This window comes from Phocaeicola sp. GP0067, from assembly GCF_031119655.1.
GTDB classification, from domain to species: domain Bacteria; phylum Bacteroidota; class Bacteroidia; order Bacteroidales; family Bacteroidaceae; genus Phocaeicola; species Phocaeicola vulgatus.
The window spans coordinates 1-19,643 of sequence record NZ_JAVHZY010000008.1 but is presented as its reverse complement, the minus strand read 5'-3'; the positions used below and the strand labels follow the sequence as shown (position 1 = coordinate 19,643).

Sequence of the window (19,643 nt, the reverse complement as noted above, 5' to 3'; positions counted from 1 at the left end):
TTACTACTTAAATTAATAGTTCATTTTCAGATTCTTATAAAAACATCCCAAAGGTATGACAAGACCTTCTGTCATTTTTCCAAACTTACTTACGGTACATCTTTCAAGAATTATGCCGGAAACTTCCTGCATAATCTCCGGCAGCATTGCCTTCTATTCTACTGTTACCGACTTCGCCAGATTTCGTGGCTGATCCACATTCTTCCCTTTGCAAATGGCTACATGATAGGCCAATAACTGTAAGGGGACCGTAGCTATCAACGGTTCGAGGCACTCTAATGTTTCGGGCAACTCAATGCAATCATCGGCCAACTTACTGATTACCGTATCTCCTTCTGTGACCAAAGCGATTACTTTTCCCTTCCGCGCCTTGATTTCCTGTATGTTACTCATTATCTTTTCATACATCGCATTATGCGTAGCTACCACCACAACAGGCATTTCGGCATCAATCAATGCGATAGGTCCATGTTTCATCTCAGCGGCGGGATAGCCTTCAGCGTGAATATAAGATATCTCCTTCAACTTTAACGCGCCTTCCAAAGCTACCGGGAAACTGTACCCCCGCCCCAAATAGAGGAAATTATGTGCATAGGTGAAAATACGCGACAGTTCCGCTATTTTAGGATTACTGATCAATATCTTTTTTATTTTAGCCGGAATCACAGTCAATTCCCGGATCACTTCCAGGTATTTCTCATCTGCCATACTCCCTTTCTCTTTTGCCAGTGTCAGCGCCAGCATGGTAAGCACGGTTACCTGTCCGGTAAATGCCTTGGTGGACGCCACTCCTATCTCCGGTCCTACATGAATATAAGAACCGGTATCTGTAATGCGCGGAATGGATGAACCTACCGCATTGCATATACCATAGATAAAAGCTCCTTTCTCTTTCGCCAGTTCTATGGCAGCCAATGTATCGGCCGTTTCACCCGATTGCGAGATAGCTATTACCACATCGTCTTCATGAATCACCGGATCACGATAGCGGAACTCGGAGGCATATTCCACTTCTACCGGAATACGGCAGAAACTTTCTATCAGTTGTTTCCCTATCAATCCGGCATGCCACGAAGTTCCGCAAGCCACAATTACAAAGCGACGGGCCTTGAGCAAACGTTCCTTATGATCAATAACCGCCGACAGTACTACTTTATCACCGTCCGCATTGATGCGTCCACGCATACAGTCGTTAATACAATCGGGTTGTTCGAATATCTCCTTCAACATGAAATGCGGGTATCCCCCTTTCTCCAGTTGTCCCAGATTCATTTCCACCGTACGTACTTCGGGATTTTGAAGCACGTTGTCCAGATTGACGACTTCCAATGTCTTGTCTCTGCGAATCACCGCTATCTCCCCATCTTGCAGATACACCACTTTATCCGTATACTCTACAATCGGAGTAGCATCCGAAGCCAGAAAGAATTCATCCTTCCCTATCCCTACCACCAGCGGACTGCTTTTGCGTGCTGCAATAATCTCATCGGGATTATTCTTGTCGAGCACCGCTATAGCGTATGCGCCAATCACCTCATGCAGAGCCAACTGAACGGCAGTAAGTAAATCTAAATGGTTGGAAAGTTGGAAAAATTCAATTAACTGTACGAGAACTTCGGTATCTGTACTACTTTTAAAGATGAACCCTTTTTTTTGTAGCTTTTCTTTCAGGGTAGCGTAGTTTTCAATAATACCATTGTGGATAAGAGCTAGATTCTTTGAAGAAGAAAAATGAGGATGAGCGTTAGCCTGACAAGGCTCTCCGTGGGTGGCCCATCGGGTGTGGGCAATACCAATTGTACCGGAAACGTCTTTTTGGGAAACAAAAGCCTCTAGGTCTGAAACCTTTCCTTTCGTTTTATAAACGTTCAACCTCCTTTTTTTGTCTATCAATGCGACTCCTGCGCTATCATAGCCCCGGTATTCCAACCGCTTCAGGCCTTTTATGAGAACAGGGTAAGCATCTCGTTTTCCAATATAGCCTACTATTCCACACATAATCTACTAAGTATATGTTCTGATTCGACTGCAAAGATACAAATATCAATTAACATAAATGCAATAAAAAACCATAAATAATTGACGAAAGCGATAAAAAAGTAAGAATAAAAATCGAAAAGAAATATTTTATTCGTTTTTTTAATAAATATGAAAACTTACAGTATGATATTGTCTGTTGTGGTTTTAGTTACGATTTGAAAGACAGTAAGCAAGCAAGAAGGGTAATGTGTAAAGAGGACCGTCATCCCGACGCCCCTCTCCGCAAACTTAAAACAACCAACAAAAGAAATAGATAACCTTTATGCAGTGATTATCTAATAAAAAGCAATTCACGATATTTAGGTAATGTCCACATCTGGTTGTCTACGATCAGCTCCAGCTTGTCGATATGATAACGTATCTCTTCCAGCATCGGGGCGATGGTATCGTGATAGGCAATGGCCTTTTCGCGCTCGCTCTCTATTTTGTTCGCCACTTTTCGCGCCTCCACCATGGCATTTACATGCTCGGTGATGAAAATGGTTCGCCGGGCAATCTCTTCGATGAGTTTCATGTTCTCAGCCGACAGTTGGGATGCTTTTTCCGCCGGGAAGAGCTCTTTCATTTTATACACATTGTCTATCAGCTTGCTTTGGTATTCGGTGGCTACGGGGATGATGTGGTTCATCGCCAGGTCGCCCAGCACGCGCGCCTCGATCTGGATTTTCTTTGTGTAAGTTTCCCATTTCACTTCATTGCGCGCCTCCAGCTCCTTGCGGGTCATCACGCCGGTGGATTCGAACATGGCGATGCTCGCGGGCTTCAAGTAGTTGTCGAAAATGAGCGGGCAGCTCGTTTCGCAGTCCAGACCCCGGTGGGCGGCCTCCGCCTTCCATTCGTCCGAGTAGCCGTTGCCGTCAAAACGGACAGGCTTGCACTCCTTGATGTAGCGGCGGATAATTTCAATGATGGCGGAGATTTTCGGTTCACCCTTTTCGATGAGCGCATCCACGTCCTGCTTGAACCGGGCAAGTTGTTCGGCAACGGCCGCGTTGAGCGCAATCATGGCACTGGCACAGTTTGCCTCCGAGCCTACGGCGCGGAATTCGAAGCGATTGCCGGTGAAGGCGAACGGCGAGGTGCGGTTGCGGTCGGTATTGTCAATCAGCAGTTCGGGGATTTGCGGGATGTCCAGCTTCATTCCCTGTTTGCCTGCCAGTGAGACAAGGTCGTCGTTACCGCTTTCTTCTATATGGTCCAGCACTTGCGTGAGCTGTTTGCCCAGGAAAGAAGAAATGATGGCGGGCGGCGCTTCGTTGGCTCCCAGGCGATGGGCGTTGGTGGCACTCATGATAGAAGCTTTCAGCAAACCGTTGTGGTGGTATACCGCCATCAGGGTGTTGACTATGAAGGTAATGAAGCGCAGATTGTCTTCGGCGGTCTTGCCCGGAGCCATCAGCAGGACGCCGGTGTCTGTACCCAGTGACCAGTTGTTATGCTTCCCCGAGCCGTTGACGCCTTTGAAGGGTTTTTCGTGCAGCAACAGGCGGAAGCCGTGGCTCCGCGCCACCTTGCGCATGAGCGACATGAGAAGCATGTTATGGTCTACCGCCAGGTTGCATTCTTCGAAAATGGGAGCCAGCTCAAATTGGTTGGGAGCCACTTCGTTATGGCGGGTCTTGACGGGTATGCCCAGTTCCAGCGCCTGTATTTCAAGGTCTTTCATAAAGGCAGCCACACGCGTGGGGATGGCTCCGAAGTAATGGTCTTCCAATTGCTGGTTCTTGCTGGCTTCGTGTCCCATCAGGGTGCGCCCGGTCAGCAGCAGGTCGGGACGGGCGGCATACAGTCCTTCGTCTACCAAGAAGTATTCCTGTTCCCAGCCCAGGTAGGCCACCACTTTCTTCACTTCCGGGTTGAAGTAACGGCACACGTCCACGGCGGCTTTGCCCACAGCACTCAAGGCTTTCAGCAGTGGCGTTTTGTAGTCCAGCGACTCGCCGGTGTAAGCAATGAAAACGGTAGGGATGCACAGGGTGTCGTCCACCACGAAGACAGGCGATGAGGGGTCCCATGCACTGTAGCCGCGTGCCTCGAAGGTGTTTCGGATGCCGCCGTTGGGGAAGCTGGAAGCATCAGGCTCCTGCTGTACGAGGAGCTTGCCCGAAAATTCCTCCATCATTCCACCCTTGCCGTCGTGTTCCACAAAGGCGTCGTGCTTTTCGGCTGTGCCTTCCGTCAGGGGTTGGAACCAGTGGGTGTAGTGGGTTACACCTAGCTCGGTTGCCCAGCGTTTCATGCCTGCCGCCACTTCGTCGGCTATGGCACGCTCCAGGGGGGCGCCGTTGTCCATGGCGTCCGTCAGTTTGGCATAGACGGCGCCGGGCAGATACTTGAACATTTTCTCGCGGTTGAAAACGTATTTGGCGAAATATTCACTGGGCCTTTCGGCTGGTGTCTCCACCGTTGCTGCTTTCTTCTTGAAAGCCGTTTCGACTACTCTGAATCTTAATTTTGACATAATACCTAAATTTGTTTAGTTGTTGATTAGTAGAATGAATGGAAAAAACTTTTGTGATTAATTTAATTGTATGCCGACTCGCCATGCTCGTAGATATCGAGTCCTTCCTCTTCAATGCGTTTCGGAACACGCAAGCCATGTATCTTGTCCAGCACTTTAAAAACAATGAAGCCCATGCCTGCCGCCCACACTCCTACTACGGCCGCGCCGAAGAGCTGTGCCAGCAGGAAGCTGCTTCCGCCGCCATAGAACAGCCCCTCTTCTGTAGCGAAGAGTCCTGTAAGAATCGTTCCCAGGCAACCGCAAACGCCGTGTACGGACGATGCGCCTACGGGGTCGTCAATTTTCAGCACATGGTCGATAAAGTCGACTGCAAATATCATTACCACGCCGCAAATGGCACCGATAAGTACAGACCCGAAAGGCGATACCAGGTCACATCCCGCCGTGATGCCCACCAGTCCTGCCAGCACACCGTTCAGTGTGAGGGACAAGGAAGGTTTGCCATACTTCATCCAACTCGCCACCAGTGCGAAGAAACCTCCTGCACAAGCTGCCAGGTTGGTGGTGAGGAACACATGCGAAATGGTCGTCTGGTCTCCACTTGTCGCCGCTGCCAACTGCGAACCGGGGTTGAACCCGAACCAGCCGAACCAAAGGATAAACACGCCCAGGCAGGCAAGCGTCAAACTATGACCGGGGATGGCCCTTGATTTGCCGTCTTTCCCGTATTTGCCAATACGCGGCCCCAGAATGGCGGCGCCCACCAAGGCAATCCATCCGCCTACGGAGTGAACCACCGTAGAACCGGCAAAGTCATGAAAAGTAGTGCCGAACGTCCTCATCATAAAGGAGCCTTCGTCTCCGTTCATCAGCCATCCGCCGCCCCAGGTCCAGTGGCCGGAAACCGGATAAATGAGTACGCTGATAAAGACAGTATAGACCAGATACATGGAGAACTTGGTACGTTCCGCCATGGCTCCGGACACGATGGTGGCCGCCGTGGCGCAGAATACAGTCTGGAAAATCAGGAAGCCTTCGATGGGCAATCCGTTGTCGATGATTTTGTCCATCGCCTCCAAGTTGAAAAAATGGGGGGCACCCACAAAACCGCCTATGCCGAACATCAGCCCGAAGCCGATGAACCAGAACAGGATGGAGCCGAACATGAAGTCTACCAGATTTTTCATCAGCACGTTGGCCGTGTTCTTGGTACGGATGAACCCGGCTTCTACCAGTGCGAATCCCGGTTGCATGAAGAATACCAGCATGGCGGCAAGTAGCATCCATACGGTGTTGAGTCCGGTAGCAAGTTCGCCTAGGGCCCCGGCGGTTGCATCGGGCGCCGCGGTGGTGGCTGCCACGCCTGCATCTTGCGCCCAAAGGCCGGCGGGGAGCATAAATAAGAGTATAGTATCCATAATTTTTCTCGTTTACGTTGTAGTATTGTTTTATTCCCGACTTTACTTTTGCCGGTAAAGGGAAGTAGCTTGCGCTTATTTTTCCTGTTCTGCATTATACAGGGCTATGTCACCCCGCTCGCCCGTGCGTATGCGGACGGCGTCTTCAATGGGGATGACGAAAATACGTCCGTCGCCTATCTCGCCGGTGTGCGCCGCCTTGATGATGGCTTGCACTGTTTTCTCCACATTCTTTTCGCGCACCACGATGGAAACCAGGATTCTTTCAATCGAACTGGTATCATACACCACACCACGGTAGATACGTCCCTGGCGTGCTTTACCAATGCCTCTTACATCGTAGTAGGAAAACCATTCGATGTCGGCTTCGAGCAACGCGTCCTTTACGTCCTCGAACTTGGTCTTACGGATAATAGCCTCAATTTTCTTCATTGTTGTACTTGTAATTTATATGTTCCAATCTTTTTACCTTTTTAAAAACTGATACCTCTCTCTACTTTGTCGTTATGTCTGAATTTGTTATTGTATCTGCATTTTCAGCACTTCCTGTCAGAAACTCAGTCCGAATACGAAATAGGCCCCTTCGGTGCGCGGATTCACCGTCACCTTGGCGAAGGCGGGGACTGAGAATGAGTCTGTAATCTTGATTTCCTTGGATACCCCAAGGCTGATGTCGCATACGGCGAACCCGTCCGAACCGCTGCATTCCGGATCTGCGGACACGTTATAGAAGTCATTGGCCCATGGCGTGGCTCCTATTTCTGCCGTCCAGTCCAGGCCTGCCAGTTTGAAGGGGGCGGCGAGTGATATGTAAGAGGAGTAAGCCCGGTCGCCGTCCTTGTTCACCCCGTCGGCACCTGCAAAGTTGGTGTACCAGTTCACTGCCAGCGGACCGAAATCGTAACCTATCTGCGCTTCGAATACATGGCTGGTATGGTGCGTGCCATAGTGGAAATAGCCGGGGCCGCCATTGAACCAGTAGTCTGTCACCGAAATGCTGAAACCGCCGGTGCTGTAGCCCAGCGTCAGGTCCAGTTCTTTCGTATCAGCGGACTCAATGCCTGCGGATCCCCATGCGCCGAGCGAAAATCCTTTGTAGGCAACGGACAATGACGGCTGTATGCTTACGCCTCCCAAATCCTGTCCGCGCCAAATATAGCCGCTTACCAAGTCAGCTCCTACGCTGGCTTCCACCTTGTCTTGAGCGATGCTCGTTGCCGGCACTGTCATGGACAGGCCTAATAGCAATGCCGTTTCCTTAAAATTCATCTTCATAGCTTTTTACCTTTTAATTAATAATAGTGAGTATGTCATATTTTATATACCTATTGGCTTGATTGATGTAAGTCCGATGCAAGCACAAAGTGCTTCAAGGTGTTGTCATGTACTGTGCTCAGAGCAACCATTTTCTGATCCGTTTCATGGCTTCTTCGCAATCCGCCCGCTCTCCGAAAGCGGTCAAGCGGATATATCCTTCACCACTGGGGCCGAAGCCTACTCCCGGCGTGCCCACTACATTGGCTTCATACAGCATCTGTTCAAAGAATTTCCACGAGTTTACCTCACCCGGTGTCTTCACCCACAGGTAGGGGGCGTTCTCTCCGCCGAAAACTTTGAGTCCTGTACTTTCCAACGCTTCTTTCATGATGCGGGCGTTAGCCATATAATACTGTATGATGGCTTTCACTTGCTTTTTGCCCTCGGGGGTATAGATCGCTTCGGCACCACGCTGGGTGATATAGGATGTGCCGTTGAACTTGGTGCACTGGCGGCGGTTCCACATCCGGTTCAGCGGAATGCGCTCTCCTTCCAGCGTGGCGGCTGTGAGTTCTTTCGGTACGACGGTGTATCCGCAACGCACCCCGGTGAATCCGGCCGTCTTCGAGAAACTGCGAAATTCTATCGCTACTTTCTTCGCTCCTTTTATCTCATAAATGGAGTGAGGAATGTCCGGGTCTTGTATGTAGGCCTCGTAGGCAGCATCGTAAAGGATGAGGGTATCATTTTCCAATGCATAGTTCACCCATTTTTTCAGTTCGGCCTTGCTAATGACCGTCCCCGTAGGGTTATTGGGATAGCAGAGGTATAGGATATCTATCCTGCGGTCGGGAATTTCGGGCACGAAATTATTCTCGCTCAGGCAAGGCAAGTATACCACGTTGCTCCATCGCCCGTCTTCCAGTATCCCGGCACGGCCGCACATTACGTTCGAATCGATGTATACGGGGTAGATGGGGTCTGTCACGCCGATGCTGTTGTCGTGGCGAAGGATGTCTCCGATATTTCCCGTATCGCTCTTGGCGCCGTCACTGATAAAGACTTCGCCGGGTTCCAGATAGACGCCGCGCGGAGCGTAATCGTTCCTGATGACGGCATCTATCAGGAAATCATAACCTTGTTCGGGACCGTAACCGTGGAATGTCTCTTTGTTTGCCAGCTCGTCTACTGCCTTATGCATGGCTTCGATGGAAGCTTGAGGCAGCGGGCGGGTTACATCTCCGATACCCAGGCGGATAAGGTCCGTTTTGGGATGAGAGACTTTGAATGCATTTACCTTTTTGGCAATGTCCGAAAACAAGTAATTGTTTGGTAGTTTTAAAAAATGTTCGTTTACTAGTGCCATCGTTGTTATTGTTTTTATCGTTGTTTTAAGTTTTTCAAAATCATTATCACATCTCTATTTCGCCTTCGAAAACCTTTCCGGCCGGACCGGTCATGTATACATGTCCGTCTTTCTCGTCCCAGTGGATGTGGAGATCGCCTCCGTCCATCCTTACCCACGATTTTCGTCCGGCTTTATGGTTCAGTACGGCCGCCACGGCGGTGGCGCAAGCCCCTGTTCCACAAGCCATTGTGATGCCTGAACCTCTTTCCCACACTCTCATCCGTAAGGATTGGTCCGGCAATATTTCTACAAATTCCACATTGGTCCGCTCAGGAAAAAGCGGATGATTTTCCAGTTTCGGACCAACCGCCGGCAAATCCACCTCTTTTATATCATCTACGAAAATGACAACATGCGGATTTCCCATGCAGACGAATGTTCCTTTGTATTCTTTTCCATCGGCCAAGATAGTTTCTGCCAGCATTCCGCCGGTTTTCGTAGCTATCTGTCCGGGGTTTGATAGCAGGGGCGTACCCATATCTACGGTTACATCCTTCACCACCCCGTTGCCTGTATGAAGTTTCAGGATTTTGATTCCCGAAAGGGTTTCCAGTGTGATCACCTCCTTATCCGTCAATCCTTTCTCGTATACATATTTGCCTATGCAGCGCGAGGCGTTTCCACACATCATGGCTTCGGAGCCGTCTGCATTGAATATACGCATACTGAAATCCGCTTTTTCGGATACTCCAATCAGTACCAGACCGTCTGCACCGATACCGGTATGATAAGCGCTCCATTTTCTGGCGGCTTTTATCGGATCTTGCAGCGGAGAAGACAAGGTATTTACATAGATATAATCATTGCCGGTTCCTTGCATCTTGGTGAACTTGATAGTTGTTGCCATTTTGATTAATACTTATTTATTGTTGTTTCCTTTTGCTTTTAATTATATGCAAATATATGTCTTTTTGATATTTTATAAGATATAATCGTTTCTATTTTCTTATTTATTTTCACTCTAATAACAAATAGAAACCGAAATGTTTGTTTTATCTTTCAAATTACATCAGAACAAGGGAAGATAGTTTTGAATTATAAGTCAATAGGTCGTTATATGGTTGAGGGATGTAATATTCCTATTATTATACTCCGGTTGATTGACTATAAAGGGGGGATGCCGTCCTAAATACAATCTATATGAATAAAAGAAATGCCCAAACTTACAATTTAAAAGTATTTTTCACAATATATCTTTCAAATATTAAATAAACACGTCATATACACAACAAACTGTAAGACAAGGACGCAAGACTGCATCTTTTTATCAAAAGAAAGCATCAGCTCTTCATCAAAAAGAAATAAATTACCTACTTTTGCAGAACAATATGAAATACAAACCAACATTATTATAAACCAAAGACAGCAATAATGGCAAAAACAGAGCAAACAGGTCTTTATGACGCAACCAACGAACATGACGCTTGCGGCGTAGGCATGGTAGTCAACATTCATGGCAACAAATCGCATGAATTGGTAGACTCCGCATTAAAGGTATTGGAAAACATGCGCCACCGAGGCGCAGAAGGAGCCGATAACAAAACCGGCGACGGAGCCGGAATCATGCTACAGATTCCCCACGAATTCATCCTCCTGCAAGGCATCCCCGTACCCGAAAAAGGAAAATACGGAACCGGACTCGTATTTCTGCCCAAAGACGAAAAAGAGCAAGCCAGCATCCTGAGCATTATGATTGAAGAAATAGAACGCGAAGGACTTACCTTGATGCACCTGCGCAATGTGCCCACCAACCCCGCCTGCCTGGGCAAGGACGCACGGGCCACCGAACCGGACATCAAACAGGTATTCATCACCGGAGTGACAGATGCGGACAGCCTGGAACGCACCCTCTACATCATCCGCAAGAAGATAGAAAAGCGCGTGCGGCACACGGACTTCTACATCGTTTCGCTATCGGCAAAAAACATTATATATAAAGGTATGCTCTCGTCCATGCAAGTGCGCGAGTACTTCCCGGACCTGACGCAACCCTATTTTACCAGTGGATTGGCATTGGTACACTCCCGTTTCAGCACCAACACATTTCCTACATGGAGCCTCGCCCAACCGTTCCGTTTGTTAGCGCACAACGGCGAAATCAATACCATCCGCGGTAACCGGGGTTGGATGGAGGCGCGCGAAAGTGTCCTTTCCTCTCCGGCATTGGGGGATGTCAAAGACATCCGTCCCATTATCCAGCCGGGCATGAGCGACAGCGCCTCACTGGACAATGTGCTGGAATTTTTTGTAATGTCGGGACTGAGCCTGCCCCATGCCATGGCGATGCTGGTACCCGAATCGTTCAACGACAAAAACCCTATCAGTGAAGAGTTGAAAGCGTTTTACGAATACCATTCCATCCTGATGGAACCTTGGGACGGGCCTGCCGCGCTGCTGTTCAGTGACGGACGGTTTGCCGGAGGAATGTTGGACCGCAACGGCCTGCGCCCTGCCCGTTACCTCATTACCAATAATGACATGATGGTAGTGGCCAGTGAAGTAGGCGTGATGGATTTCGAACCGGGAGAGATTAAAGAGAAAGGGCGTCTGCAACCGGGCAAAATACTGATGATTGATACCGAACAAGGTAAAATATATTATGACGGTGAACTGAAAGAACAACTGGCGTCGGCCCGCCCCTATCGCGCATGGCTGTCTGCCAACCGCATCGAGCTCGATACCTTAAAAAGCGGACGCAAGATAGACAACCGGATAGACGGCTATGACCGTATGCTGCGTACTTTCGGCTTCTCGCGCGAGGATATAGAACGCACCCTCATGCCGATGTGCAACACAGGGGCCGAGCCCATCGCCTCTATGGGTAACGACACGCCGCTGGCCGTCCTTTCGGACAGGCCGCAGTTGCTGTTCAACTATTTCCGGCAACAGTTTGCCCAAGTGACCAATCCCGCCATCGACCCTATCCGTGAAGAGTTAGTCATGTCGCTCACCGAGTACATCGGGGCCGTGGGAATGAATATACTGGTGCCCAGCGAAAGCCATTGCAAAATGGTACGCCTGCCCCATCCCGTGCTGAACAACACCCAACTGGACATCCTCTGCAACATCCGGTATAAAGGATTCAATACCGTGAAACTCCCTATCGTATTCGAGGTGAGCAAGGGAAAAGCCGGATTGCAAGAGGCCCTGAACGACCTGTGCAAAAAAGCCGAGCAATCCGTTACGGACGGAGTGAACTATATCATTCTGAGCGACCGTTTCGTGGACGACACCCATGCCGCCATCCCGTCGCTACTGGCAGTTAGCACTGTCCATCATCACCTCATCTCCGTTCAGAAACGCGTGCAAACCGCATTGATTGTAGAAAGTGGCGAGATTCGCGAGGTGATGCACGCCGCCCTGTTGCTGGGATATGGCGCCAGTGCCATCAATCCCTACATGGCCTTCGCCGTACTGGATGAACTGGTGAGGAAAGGCGATGTGCAGATGAATTACGAAACGGCCGAGAAGAATTATATCAAGGCCATCCGCAAGGGCTTGTTCAAGATTATGAGCAAGATGGGCATTTCGACTATCCGTTCCTACCGGGGCGCAAAGATTTTTGAAGCCGTAGGGGTCAGCGAGGAATTGTTGAGAAGCTATTTCGGCACACAGACATCCAGCATCGGAGGCATCCGTCTGGAAGAAGTCGCCAGAGACGCCATCGCCCTGCACGATGCCGGATTCGCTGCAAAAGAAGTGAGCGACATTTTACCGCACAACGGACTGTTCTCTTTCCGCAAAGACGGAGAACGGCACGCTTGGAATCCGGAAACCATCTCCACCCTGCAACTGGCCACCCGGCTGGGTAGCTATAAGAAGTTCAAGGAATTCACCTCCATGGTAGATGGAAAAGAGTCACCCCTCTTCCTGCGCGACTTCTTCGGGCACAAACGAAACCCTATCGATATTGAAAAGGTGGAGCCGGTAGAAAACATCGTGAAACATTTCGTGACAGGAGCCATGTCCTTCGGCGCTATCAGCAAGGAGGCACATGAGGCGCTGGCACTGGCCATGAACAAACTGGGCGCACGCAGCAATACGGGTGAAGGAGGTGAGGACAGCGACCGCATTACCGGCACCTACCAGGGTATCTCACTTTGCAGCAAGACCAAGCAGATAGCATCGGGACGCTTCGGAGTCACCGCCGAATACCTGGTCCATGCCGAAGAGATCCAGATAAAGGTGGCCCAAGGCGCCAAGCCGGGAGAAGGAGGACAACTGCCGGGATTCAAGGTAGATGAGGTGATTGCCAAAACCCGCCACTCCATTCCGGGCATCTCGCTCATTTCCCCTCCACCCCACCATGACATTTATTCCATCGAAGATTTGGCCCAGTTGATATTCGACCTGAAAAACGTAAACCCACAGGCACGAATCAGTGTGAAACTGGTAGCCGAAAGCGGCGTGGGAACCATTGCCGCCGGAGTGGCCAAAGCGAAAGCCGACTTGATTGTCATTTCGGGAGCGGAAGGAGGAACCGGCGCGTCGCCTGCATCGAGTATGCGGTATGCAGGTATCTCGCCCGAAATAGGACTGAGCGAGACGCAACAGACCTTGGTGTTGAACGGACTCCGCGGACAAGTGAAACTGCAAGTGGACGGACAGTTGAAAACCGGACGGGATATTATCAACATGGCCTTGCTGGGTGCGGAAGAATTCGGTTTCGGTACCACCGCATTGATTGTACTGGGATGCGTCATGATGCGCAAGTGCCACACCAACACCTGTCCCGTAGGCGTGGCCACCCAAGACCCCGAACTCCGCAAACATTTCCGCGGACACTATGAATATGTAGTGAATTATTTCACTTTCCTAGCACAGGAAGTACGCGAATATTTGGCCGAAATGGGATTCACCCGGTTGGAGGATATCATTGGACGGACAGACCTGATTGAAATACAACAAGCGCCAAGTGAGAAGAAATCCTCACTATTGGATTTCAGCAGACTGCTACACCGGGTGGACAACGGAGCTACCATACACCATGTCATGGAACAGAAGCACGACATTGCCCATGTGAAGGATGTGACCATACTGGCCGCCGCCAGGGATGCCATAGAAAACGGAAAAGAAATTTCCCTGGAATACACCATCGCCAATACGGACCGTTCGGTAGGCGCCATGCTGGCAGGAGCGGTTGCCAAGAAATACGGGCAGGCAGGACTTCCGGAACAGACCATCCACATCAAATTCAAAGGTTCGGCAGGCCAAAGTTTCGGTGCGTTCCTGACCCACGGCATCAGTTTCAAGCTGGAAGGCGAAGCGAATGACTATCTGGGAAAAGGACTGAGCGGCGGACGCATTGCGGTACTGCCCCCCGTGCGCAGCAATTTCGATGCGGAAAAGAATACCATCGCCGGAAACACCCTGCTGTATGGCGCTACTGACGGCGAGGTGTATATCAACGGACGGGTGGGCGAACGCTTCGCCGTCCGCAATTCCGGTGTGACGGCCGTGGTAGAGGGTGTAGGCGACCACTGTTGCGAATACATGACCGGAGGACGGGTCGTGGTACTGGGGGAAACCGGACGGAATTTCGCTGCCGGAATGAGTGGCGGCGTGGCTTACGTGTGGAACAAGAACCACAACTTCGATTATTTCTGCAACATGGAGATGGTGGAGCTCTCACTTATCGAGGAGGCATCTTACCGGAAGGAGCTGCATGAACTGATCCGTCAGCATTACCTCTATACCGGTTCCAAACTGGCACGAACAATGTTAGATGACTGGAATCACTATGTGGATGAATTTATCCAGATAGTACCTATCGAATATAAACGAGTATTGCAAGAAGAACAAATGCGCAAGCTACAGCAAAAAATAGCTGATGTACAAAGAGATTATTAACGACAAAAGAAATACAACAAAGATATGGGAAATCCAAAAGCATTTTTAACTATACCGCGTCAGGAAGCGGGCTACCGTCCCATCCACGACCGGATATCAGATTATAGCGAGGTAGAACAGACTCTGAACAGCCGTGACCGGAAACTTCAAGCCTCACGCTGCATGGACTGCGGCGTTCCCTTCTGCCACTGGGCTTGTCCGCTGGGCAACAAGCAGCCCGAATTTCAAGATGCCCTCTACAAAGGCAAATGGGAGGAAGCCTACAAGATATTGAACGAAACCAACGATTTTCCTGAGTTCACCGGCCGCATCTGCCCCGCCCTCTGCGAAAAGAGTTGCGTGCTGAAACTGAGCATGGACTCTCCCGTCACCATCCGCGAGAACGAAGCGGCCATTGCCGAAACAGCCTTCCGCGAAGGTTACATCAAGCCCCGGAACATTGAACGCAACGGACGGAAAGTAGCCATTATCGGCGCCGGGCCCGCCGGACTGGCCGCCGCCAACCAGCTCAACGGAAAAGGGTACACAGTGACCGTCTTCGACAAGAATGAGGCTCCCGGCGGCCTGCTACGTTACGGCATCCCCAACTTCAAGCTGCACAAGCCCATCATCGACCGCCGTATCCGGGTGATGGAAGAAGAAGGCATCCACTTCAAAATGAACAGCGACATGGATGTGCGGCAACTCCCCGAAGGTTTTGACGCCTACTGCATCTGCACCGGAGCTCCGACCGCCCGTGACCTCCCTGTCCCCGGACGCGAACTGAAAGGCATCCACCCGGCACTGGACATGCTGGCGCAACAAAACCGTATCCTTGCCGGCATGACGTTCCCGAAAGAACAACTGGTTACTGCCAAAGGGAAAAAAGTACTGGTCATCGGCGGAGGGGATACCGGCAGCGACTGCATAGGAACCAGCAACCGGCAAGGTGCCCTAAGCGTCACCCAAATAGAAATCATGCCCCAGCCGCCCGTAGGACAGAATCCTGCCACTCCATGGCCCCAATTCCCCATCGTACTGAAAACCACCTCTTCCCACGAAGAAGGGTGCAGCCGCCTATGGTCTCTCGCCACCCGTAAGTTTTTAGGCAAAAACGGTAAAGTGTGCGGTGTGGAAGTGGAACAGGTGGAATGGACTCCCGGTCCTGACGGCGGCCGCCCTGTCATGAAGCCCACCGGAAAGGTGGAAGTGATTGAAGCCGACCTGGTTCTTCTGGCAATGGGATTCCTAAAGCCCGAACATCCCCAATTCGCCGAAAACGTATTCGTAGCCGGCGATGCAGCAAGCGGAGCCAGCCTGGTGGTACGCGCCATTGCCAGCGGACGGAAAGCGGCAACGGACATAGACAGTTATCTCAATAAATAAATCAACAAATACAATTATGTGTGGAATCGTAGGAATATTCAAGATAAAGCAACAAACGCAGGAACTGCGTCAGAAGGCATTGAAAATGTCACAAAAGCTCCGCCACCGCGGGCCGGACTGGAGCGGCATCTACGTAGGCGACTCTGCCATCCTGGCCCATGAACGCCTCTCCATCGTAGACCCTCAAAGCGGAGGGCAGCCCCTATACAGTCCCGACCGGAAACAAATCCTTGCCGTGAACGGAGAAATCTACAACCATCGGGATGTTCGTGCAAAGTACGCCGGAAAATATGATTTCCAAACCGGAAGCGACTGCGAAGTCATCCTTGCCCTTTACCGTGACAAAGGTATTCACTTCCTCGAAGACCTGAACGGCATCTTCGCCTTCGCCCTTTATGATGAGGAGAAAGACGATTTCCTCATTGCCCGCGACCCCATCGGAGTCATACCTTTATATATAGGTAAGGATAAGGACGGCAAAATATACTGCGCCAGCGAGTTGAAAGCCCTCGAAGGGTTCTGTGATGAATACGAACCCTTCCTTCCCGGCCATTACTATTGGGGAAAAGAAGGCAAGATGACCCGTTGGTACGTCCGCGACTGGTTTGAATACGAAGCCGTGAAAAACAACAATGCCTATTCCCAGGACATACACGACGGACTGGAAGAGGCCGTTAAACGCCAACTGATGAGTGATGTGCCCTACGGCGTACTTCTTTCCGGCGGTCTGGACAGTTCCGTCATCTCTGCCATTGCCAAGAAATATGCAGGCAAACGGGTAGAAACCGACAATAAAAAAGATGCCTGGTGGCCTCAGCTCCATTCCTTTGCCATCGGTCTGGAAGGTGCGCCCGACCTGATAAAGGCCCGCGAAGTGGCCCGCTTTATCGGAACCGTGCATCATGAAATCCACTATACCATCCAAGAAGGATTGGACGCTATCCGCGACGTCATTTACTATATCGAGACTTACGATGTCACCACCGTTCGCGCCTCTACCCCGATGTATTTGCTGGCACGCGTCATTAAAAGCATGGGAATCAAAATGGTGCTGAGTGGCGAAGGGGCTGATGAAGTGTTCGGCGGCTATCTCTATTTCCACAAAGCTCCTACGGCCCAAGCCTTTCATGAAGAGACCGTGCGTAAACTAGGCAAGCTCCACCTCTATGACTGCCTCCGTGCCAATAAATCCCTCGCAGCATGGGGAGTGGAAGGCCGAGTGCCTTTCCTGGACAAAGATTTTCTGGACATAGCCATGCGCCTCAATCCCGAGGCAAAGATGTGCCCCGGAAGCACCATCGAAAAGAAAATCGTCCGCAAAGCCTTTGCAGACATGTTGCCCGACAGTGTAGCATGGCGACAGAAAGAGCAGTTCAGCGACGGCGTGGGCTATAGTTGGATTGATACACTGAAAGCCCTTACCGCCGAAGCCGTCAGTGACGAGCAAATGGCGCACGCAGCCGAACGGTTTCCTATCAATACGCCGCAAAACAAGGAAGAATACTACTATCGCAGCATCTTCCAGGAGCACTTTCCCAGTGAAAGCGCAGCCCGCAGCGTGCCAAGCGTGCCCAGTGTGGCATGTTCTACAGCCGAAGCCCTTGCGTGGGACGCCGCCTTCAAGAACATGAACGAACCAAGCGGACGGGCCGTGAAGGGAGTGCACGAAGAAGCATATGATTCATAATATGGCAACGTGAGTCTGATTCCAACAATTTCATGCATATCTTTACCGCTTCTCTTACAGCATGTATTCAAAGAAGAGATGCTTTGCACCCCGAAATCTTGCGCGGCCTTGCCTTCGAAAAGAGGAAGGCTGCGCGGTGCTTTTGCCAACGTTTTCGAAATAGAGTGGAAAAAACAGCCCTTTCCATGCCGGGTATCAGAAAAAAATGGTGTAACTTTGTATAGCTATAAAAAAGAGAAGAAGAAAGATGGAAACAAAAAAAGCGCCTCAAATCCCTTACGGCATCTCGGACTTTGTGCGGATGCGGACTGAAAATTATTATTATGTGGACAAGACCATGTATTTGCCCCTGATTGAAGATACAGCCAGCTATATCTTTATGATACATCCGCGCCGTTTCGGAAAAAGCCTTTTCCTAAGCATAATGAAAGCCTACTATGACATTTTGCAAAAAGACCGTTTCGAAAGTTATTCAGCGGACTATGAATAGGTAAGAATTCCACCGACCAGCGCAACCGTTTCCAGATGATTTATTTTGATTTCTCAAAGACAGGGGTTTCATTGGAAAGACTGGAAAAATGTTTTGAGACTTATTGCAATGTTGTCCTCTACGTGTTCATAAAGGATTACGCTTCTTTTTATTATGATAATTTTGAAGAAAAGTGCTGTATCTGGCTCAAGGAACCACGTTACATAAAGTCCTGATACAGTTCAAAGGATGGGAAGTGGTGAGAAGTGAAAAAGATACACATTAAAAACACAATTAATAGATAAAATAATGAAAACACCTTTTATTCCTAAATTGATTCTCCTTTTTATCCTATTTTTTCTTTATTCTGCTGGATATGCACAACAACGGGATTCAGTAACCATACGCGGACAAGTAACAGATTATAACGGACAACCCATTGACAGTTGTTCCATCTTTTGGCAGAGCCCTTCTTTTGATGACATTAAACAAGCCATCACTGACAAAAACGGATACTACACCACCCGTATTCCTAAAGGAAAATATCAAAGTATGGGAGCTATCAATATGTCTACCTACCCACATACCGTAAAACCCAGACTAGCGGAAAAAGACCAACGTCTCGAATTTTGGGCATGGAATTTCATTGCCGATCGTGATACCACTCTCAACATTCGCTATCATCGTATGGAAGTTTATGGACTACGTATTTTCCACATCCCTGGAGGCATGCCCACCTATCAGATATATGTTCGACCCATGAGTCTGACCCGCACCCTGCAATGGCAAAAAGAAGAAAAATCCTCACTTGTACATGCACAGGATCTTAGCAAGATTGAGCAAACAGGTTTAAGCAAACAAGCCAAAGGCGTTTTGCTGGCACCATCGGCAGACAAACTAAAAGCTATCGTTTGGATAGATGGAGAAGAAGTACCTGTTCTGATGAAACAAGAGATAAAAGAGTACTTCGATGCTACCGAATACGGCAATGCCTATCTGCTGACCGTGGATATGCCCAAACACCAAAAAAATATTCTCCCCTACCGAATATTTAAAGTAGAGTTAACTGATTTAGAGAATGGTGACCGTGGAGAAGGGCTTTATTATATGGAAAAAGAGAACTATATAAAATAAAAAGAAGCGGTATTCTACCGCTTCTTGAGCCGAAACCGGGACTCGAACCCGGGACCTATTCATTACGAATGAATTGCTCTACCAACTGAGCCATTTCGGCAACTGTTTTTTCTGCAATATCGGGTGCTTTTCTGAAAAAGCGTTGCAAATATATATCTTTCTTTCGAAATAAAGAAACTAAAAGCGGATAATTTTTCAGTTATCCGATTTTGTTATGTCAATTGATGCCGGATTTATTGGTAGGCTTCTTCATGTATCCCTTTCATGGCCCATCCGCTTGGTTCGTTTATGTTCTTGAAAGCGGTATCCCACGTAAGAGCTTCAACGATAGAATTGTTTTCTTTTATGTAAAGATTATAACATCAAGGCGTAAAAACTATTTTACACTAATTGCTCTCCTCATCAAATACCCGTGATATACTGAAATTTACCCACTCCATACCCAAACAATTCAATATCCGTCAAAGTTTGATAGTCTTTACCTTACCCGGAATGATGGTCAGATGCACCGTTCCATCCTTTTCTATCTCCACCTTCTGATATCTGGCCTC

Annotated in this window: 12 protein-coding genes and 1 tRNA gene; 5 read left to right on the top strand and 8 right to left on the bottom strand. The window is 49.4% G+C overall.

All coding sequences use genetic code 11. The annotated features are described in order from the left end of the window. Positions 1-153: 153 nt before the first annotated feature. The 7 genes from glmS to dapF all read right to left on the bottom strand — a co-directional run bounded on the left by glmS (position 154) and on the right by dapF (position 9,434). The gene (glmS, locus tag RE317_RS08395; protein WP_008782209.1) at positions 154-1,998 is read right to left on the bottom strand and encodes a glutamine--fructose-6-phosphate transaminase (isomerizing); all 1,845 of its coding nucleotides are present in this window, start codon (positions 1,996-1,998) and stop codon (positions 154-156) included. Positions 1,999-2,311: 313 nt separating this feature from the next. Continuing rightward, entirely contained in the window at positions 2,312-4,501 is a 2,190-nt protein-coding gene (locus RE317_RS08390; RefSeq protein WP_008671392.1) for a glutamine synthetase III, read from the bottom strand. Between the two features lie 62 nt (positions 4,502-4,563). After that, positions 4,564-5,922: an ammonium transporter gene (locus RE317_RS08385; RefSeq protein WP_008671393.1), complete on the bottom strand. Its 1,359-nt coding sequence runs from the start codon at positions 5,920-5,922 to the stop codon at positions 4,564-4,566. A gap of 75 nt (positions 5,923-5,997) precedes the next feature. Then, entirely contained in the window at positions 5,998-6,354 is a 357-nt protein-coding gene (locus RE317_RS08380) for a P-II family nitrogen regulator (RefSeq protein ID WP_005839640.1), read from the bottom strand. A gap of 117 nt (positions 6,355-6,471) precedes the next feature. Continuing rightward, a complete protein-coding gene (locus RE317_RS08375; RefSeq protein WP_008671394.1) occupies positions 6,472-7,191 on the bottom strand; it encodes a hypothetical protein in 720 nt (239 codons plus the stop codon). A gap of 124 nt (positions 7,192-7,315) precedes the next feature. Continuing rightward, a complete protein-coding gene (locus RE317_RS08370) occupies positions 7,316-8,545 on the bottom strand; it encodes an LL-diaminopimelate aminotransferase (RefSeq protein ID WP_008671396.1) in 1,230 nt (409 codons plus the stop codon). Positions 8,546-8,591: 46 nt separating this feature from the next. Further along, entirely contained in the window at positions 8,592-9,434 is an 843-nt protein-coding gene (gene dapF, locus RE317_RS08365) for a diaminopimelate epimerase (RefSeq protein WP_008671398.1), read from the bottom strand. A 524-nt stretch (positions 9,435-9,958) separates the two neighbouring features. Between dapF and gltB the strand changes: the two genes are divergently transcribed. From gltB to RE317_RS08340, 5 genes are all read left to right on the top strand, one after another. Beyond that, complete coding sequence (gltB, locus tag RE317_RS08360; RefSeq protein ID WP_008671400.1) at positions 9,959-14,437, top strand: glutamate synthase large subunit; 4,479 nt, start codon at positions 9,959-9,961, stop codon at positions 14,435-14,437. A gap of 24 nt (positions 14,438-14,461) precedes the next feature. Next, positions 14,462-15,802, top strand: a complete 1,341-nt coding sequence (locus tag RE317_RS08355) for a glutamate synthase subunit beta (RefSeq protein WP_008671401.1) — start codon at positions 14,462-14,464, stop codon at positions 15,800-15,802. A gap of 16 nt (positions 15,803-15,818) precedes the next feature. After that, positions 15,819-17,489 (top strand): asparagine synthase B, encoded by a 1,671-nt coding sequence (asnB, locus tag RE317_RS08350; RefSeq protein WP_008671402.1) that lies wholly within the window; start codon positions 15,819-15,821, stop codon positions 17,487-17,489. Positions 17,490-17,736: 247 nt separating this feature from the next. Further along, the gene (locus RE317_RS08345) at positions 17,737-17,979 is read left to right on the top strand and encodes an AAA family ATPase (RefSeq protein WP_008671403.1); all 243 of its coding nucleotides are present in this window, start codon (positions 17,737-17,739) and stop codon (positions 17,977-17,979) included. A gap of 288 nt (positions 17,980-18,267) precedes the next feature. Beyond that, positions 18,268-19,092, top strand: a complete 825-nt coding sequence (locus tag RE317_RS08340) for a carboxypeptidase-like regulatory domain-containing protein (RefSeq protein WP_005851423.1) — start codon at positions 18,268-18,270, stop codon at positions 19,090-19,092. A gap of 27 nt (positions 19,093-19,119) precedes the next feature. Here RE317_RS08340 and RE317_RS08335 read toward each other — a convergent pair. Beyond that, positions 19,120-19,192: transfer RNA gene (locus tag RE317_RS08335), tRNA-Thr, on the bottom strand. Positions 19,193-19,643: the final 451 nt, after the last annotated feature.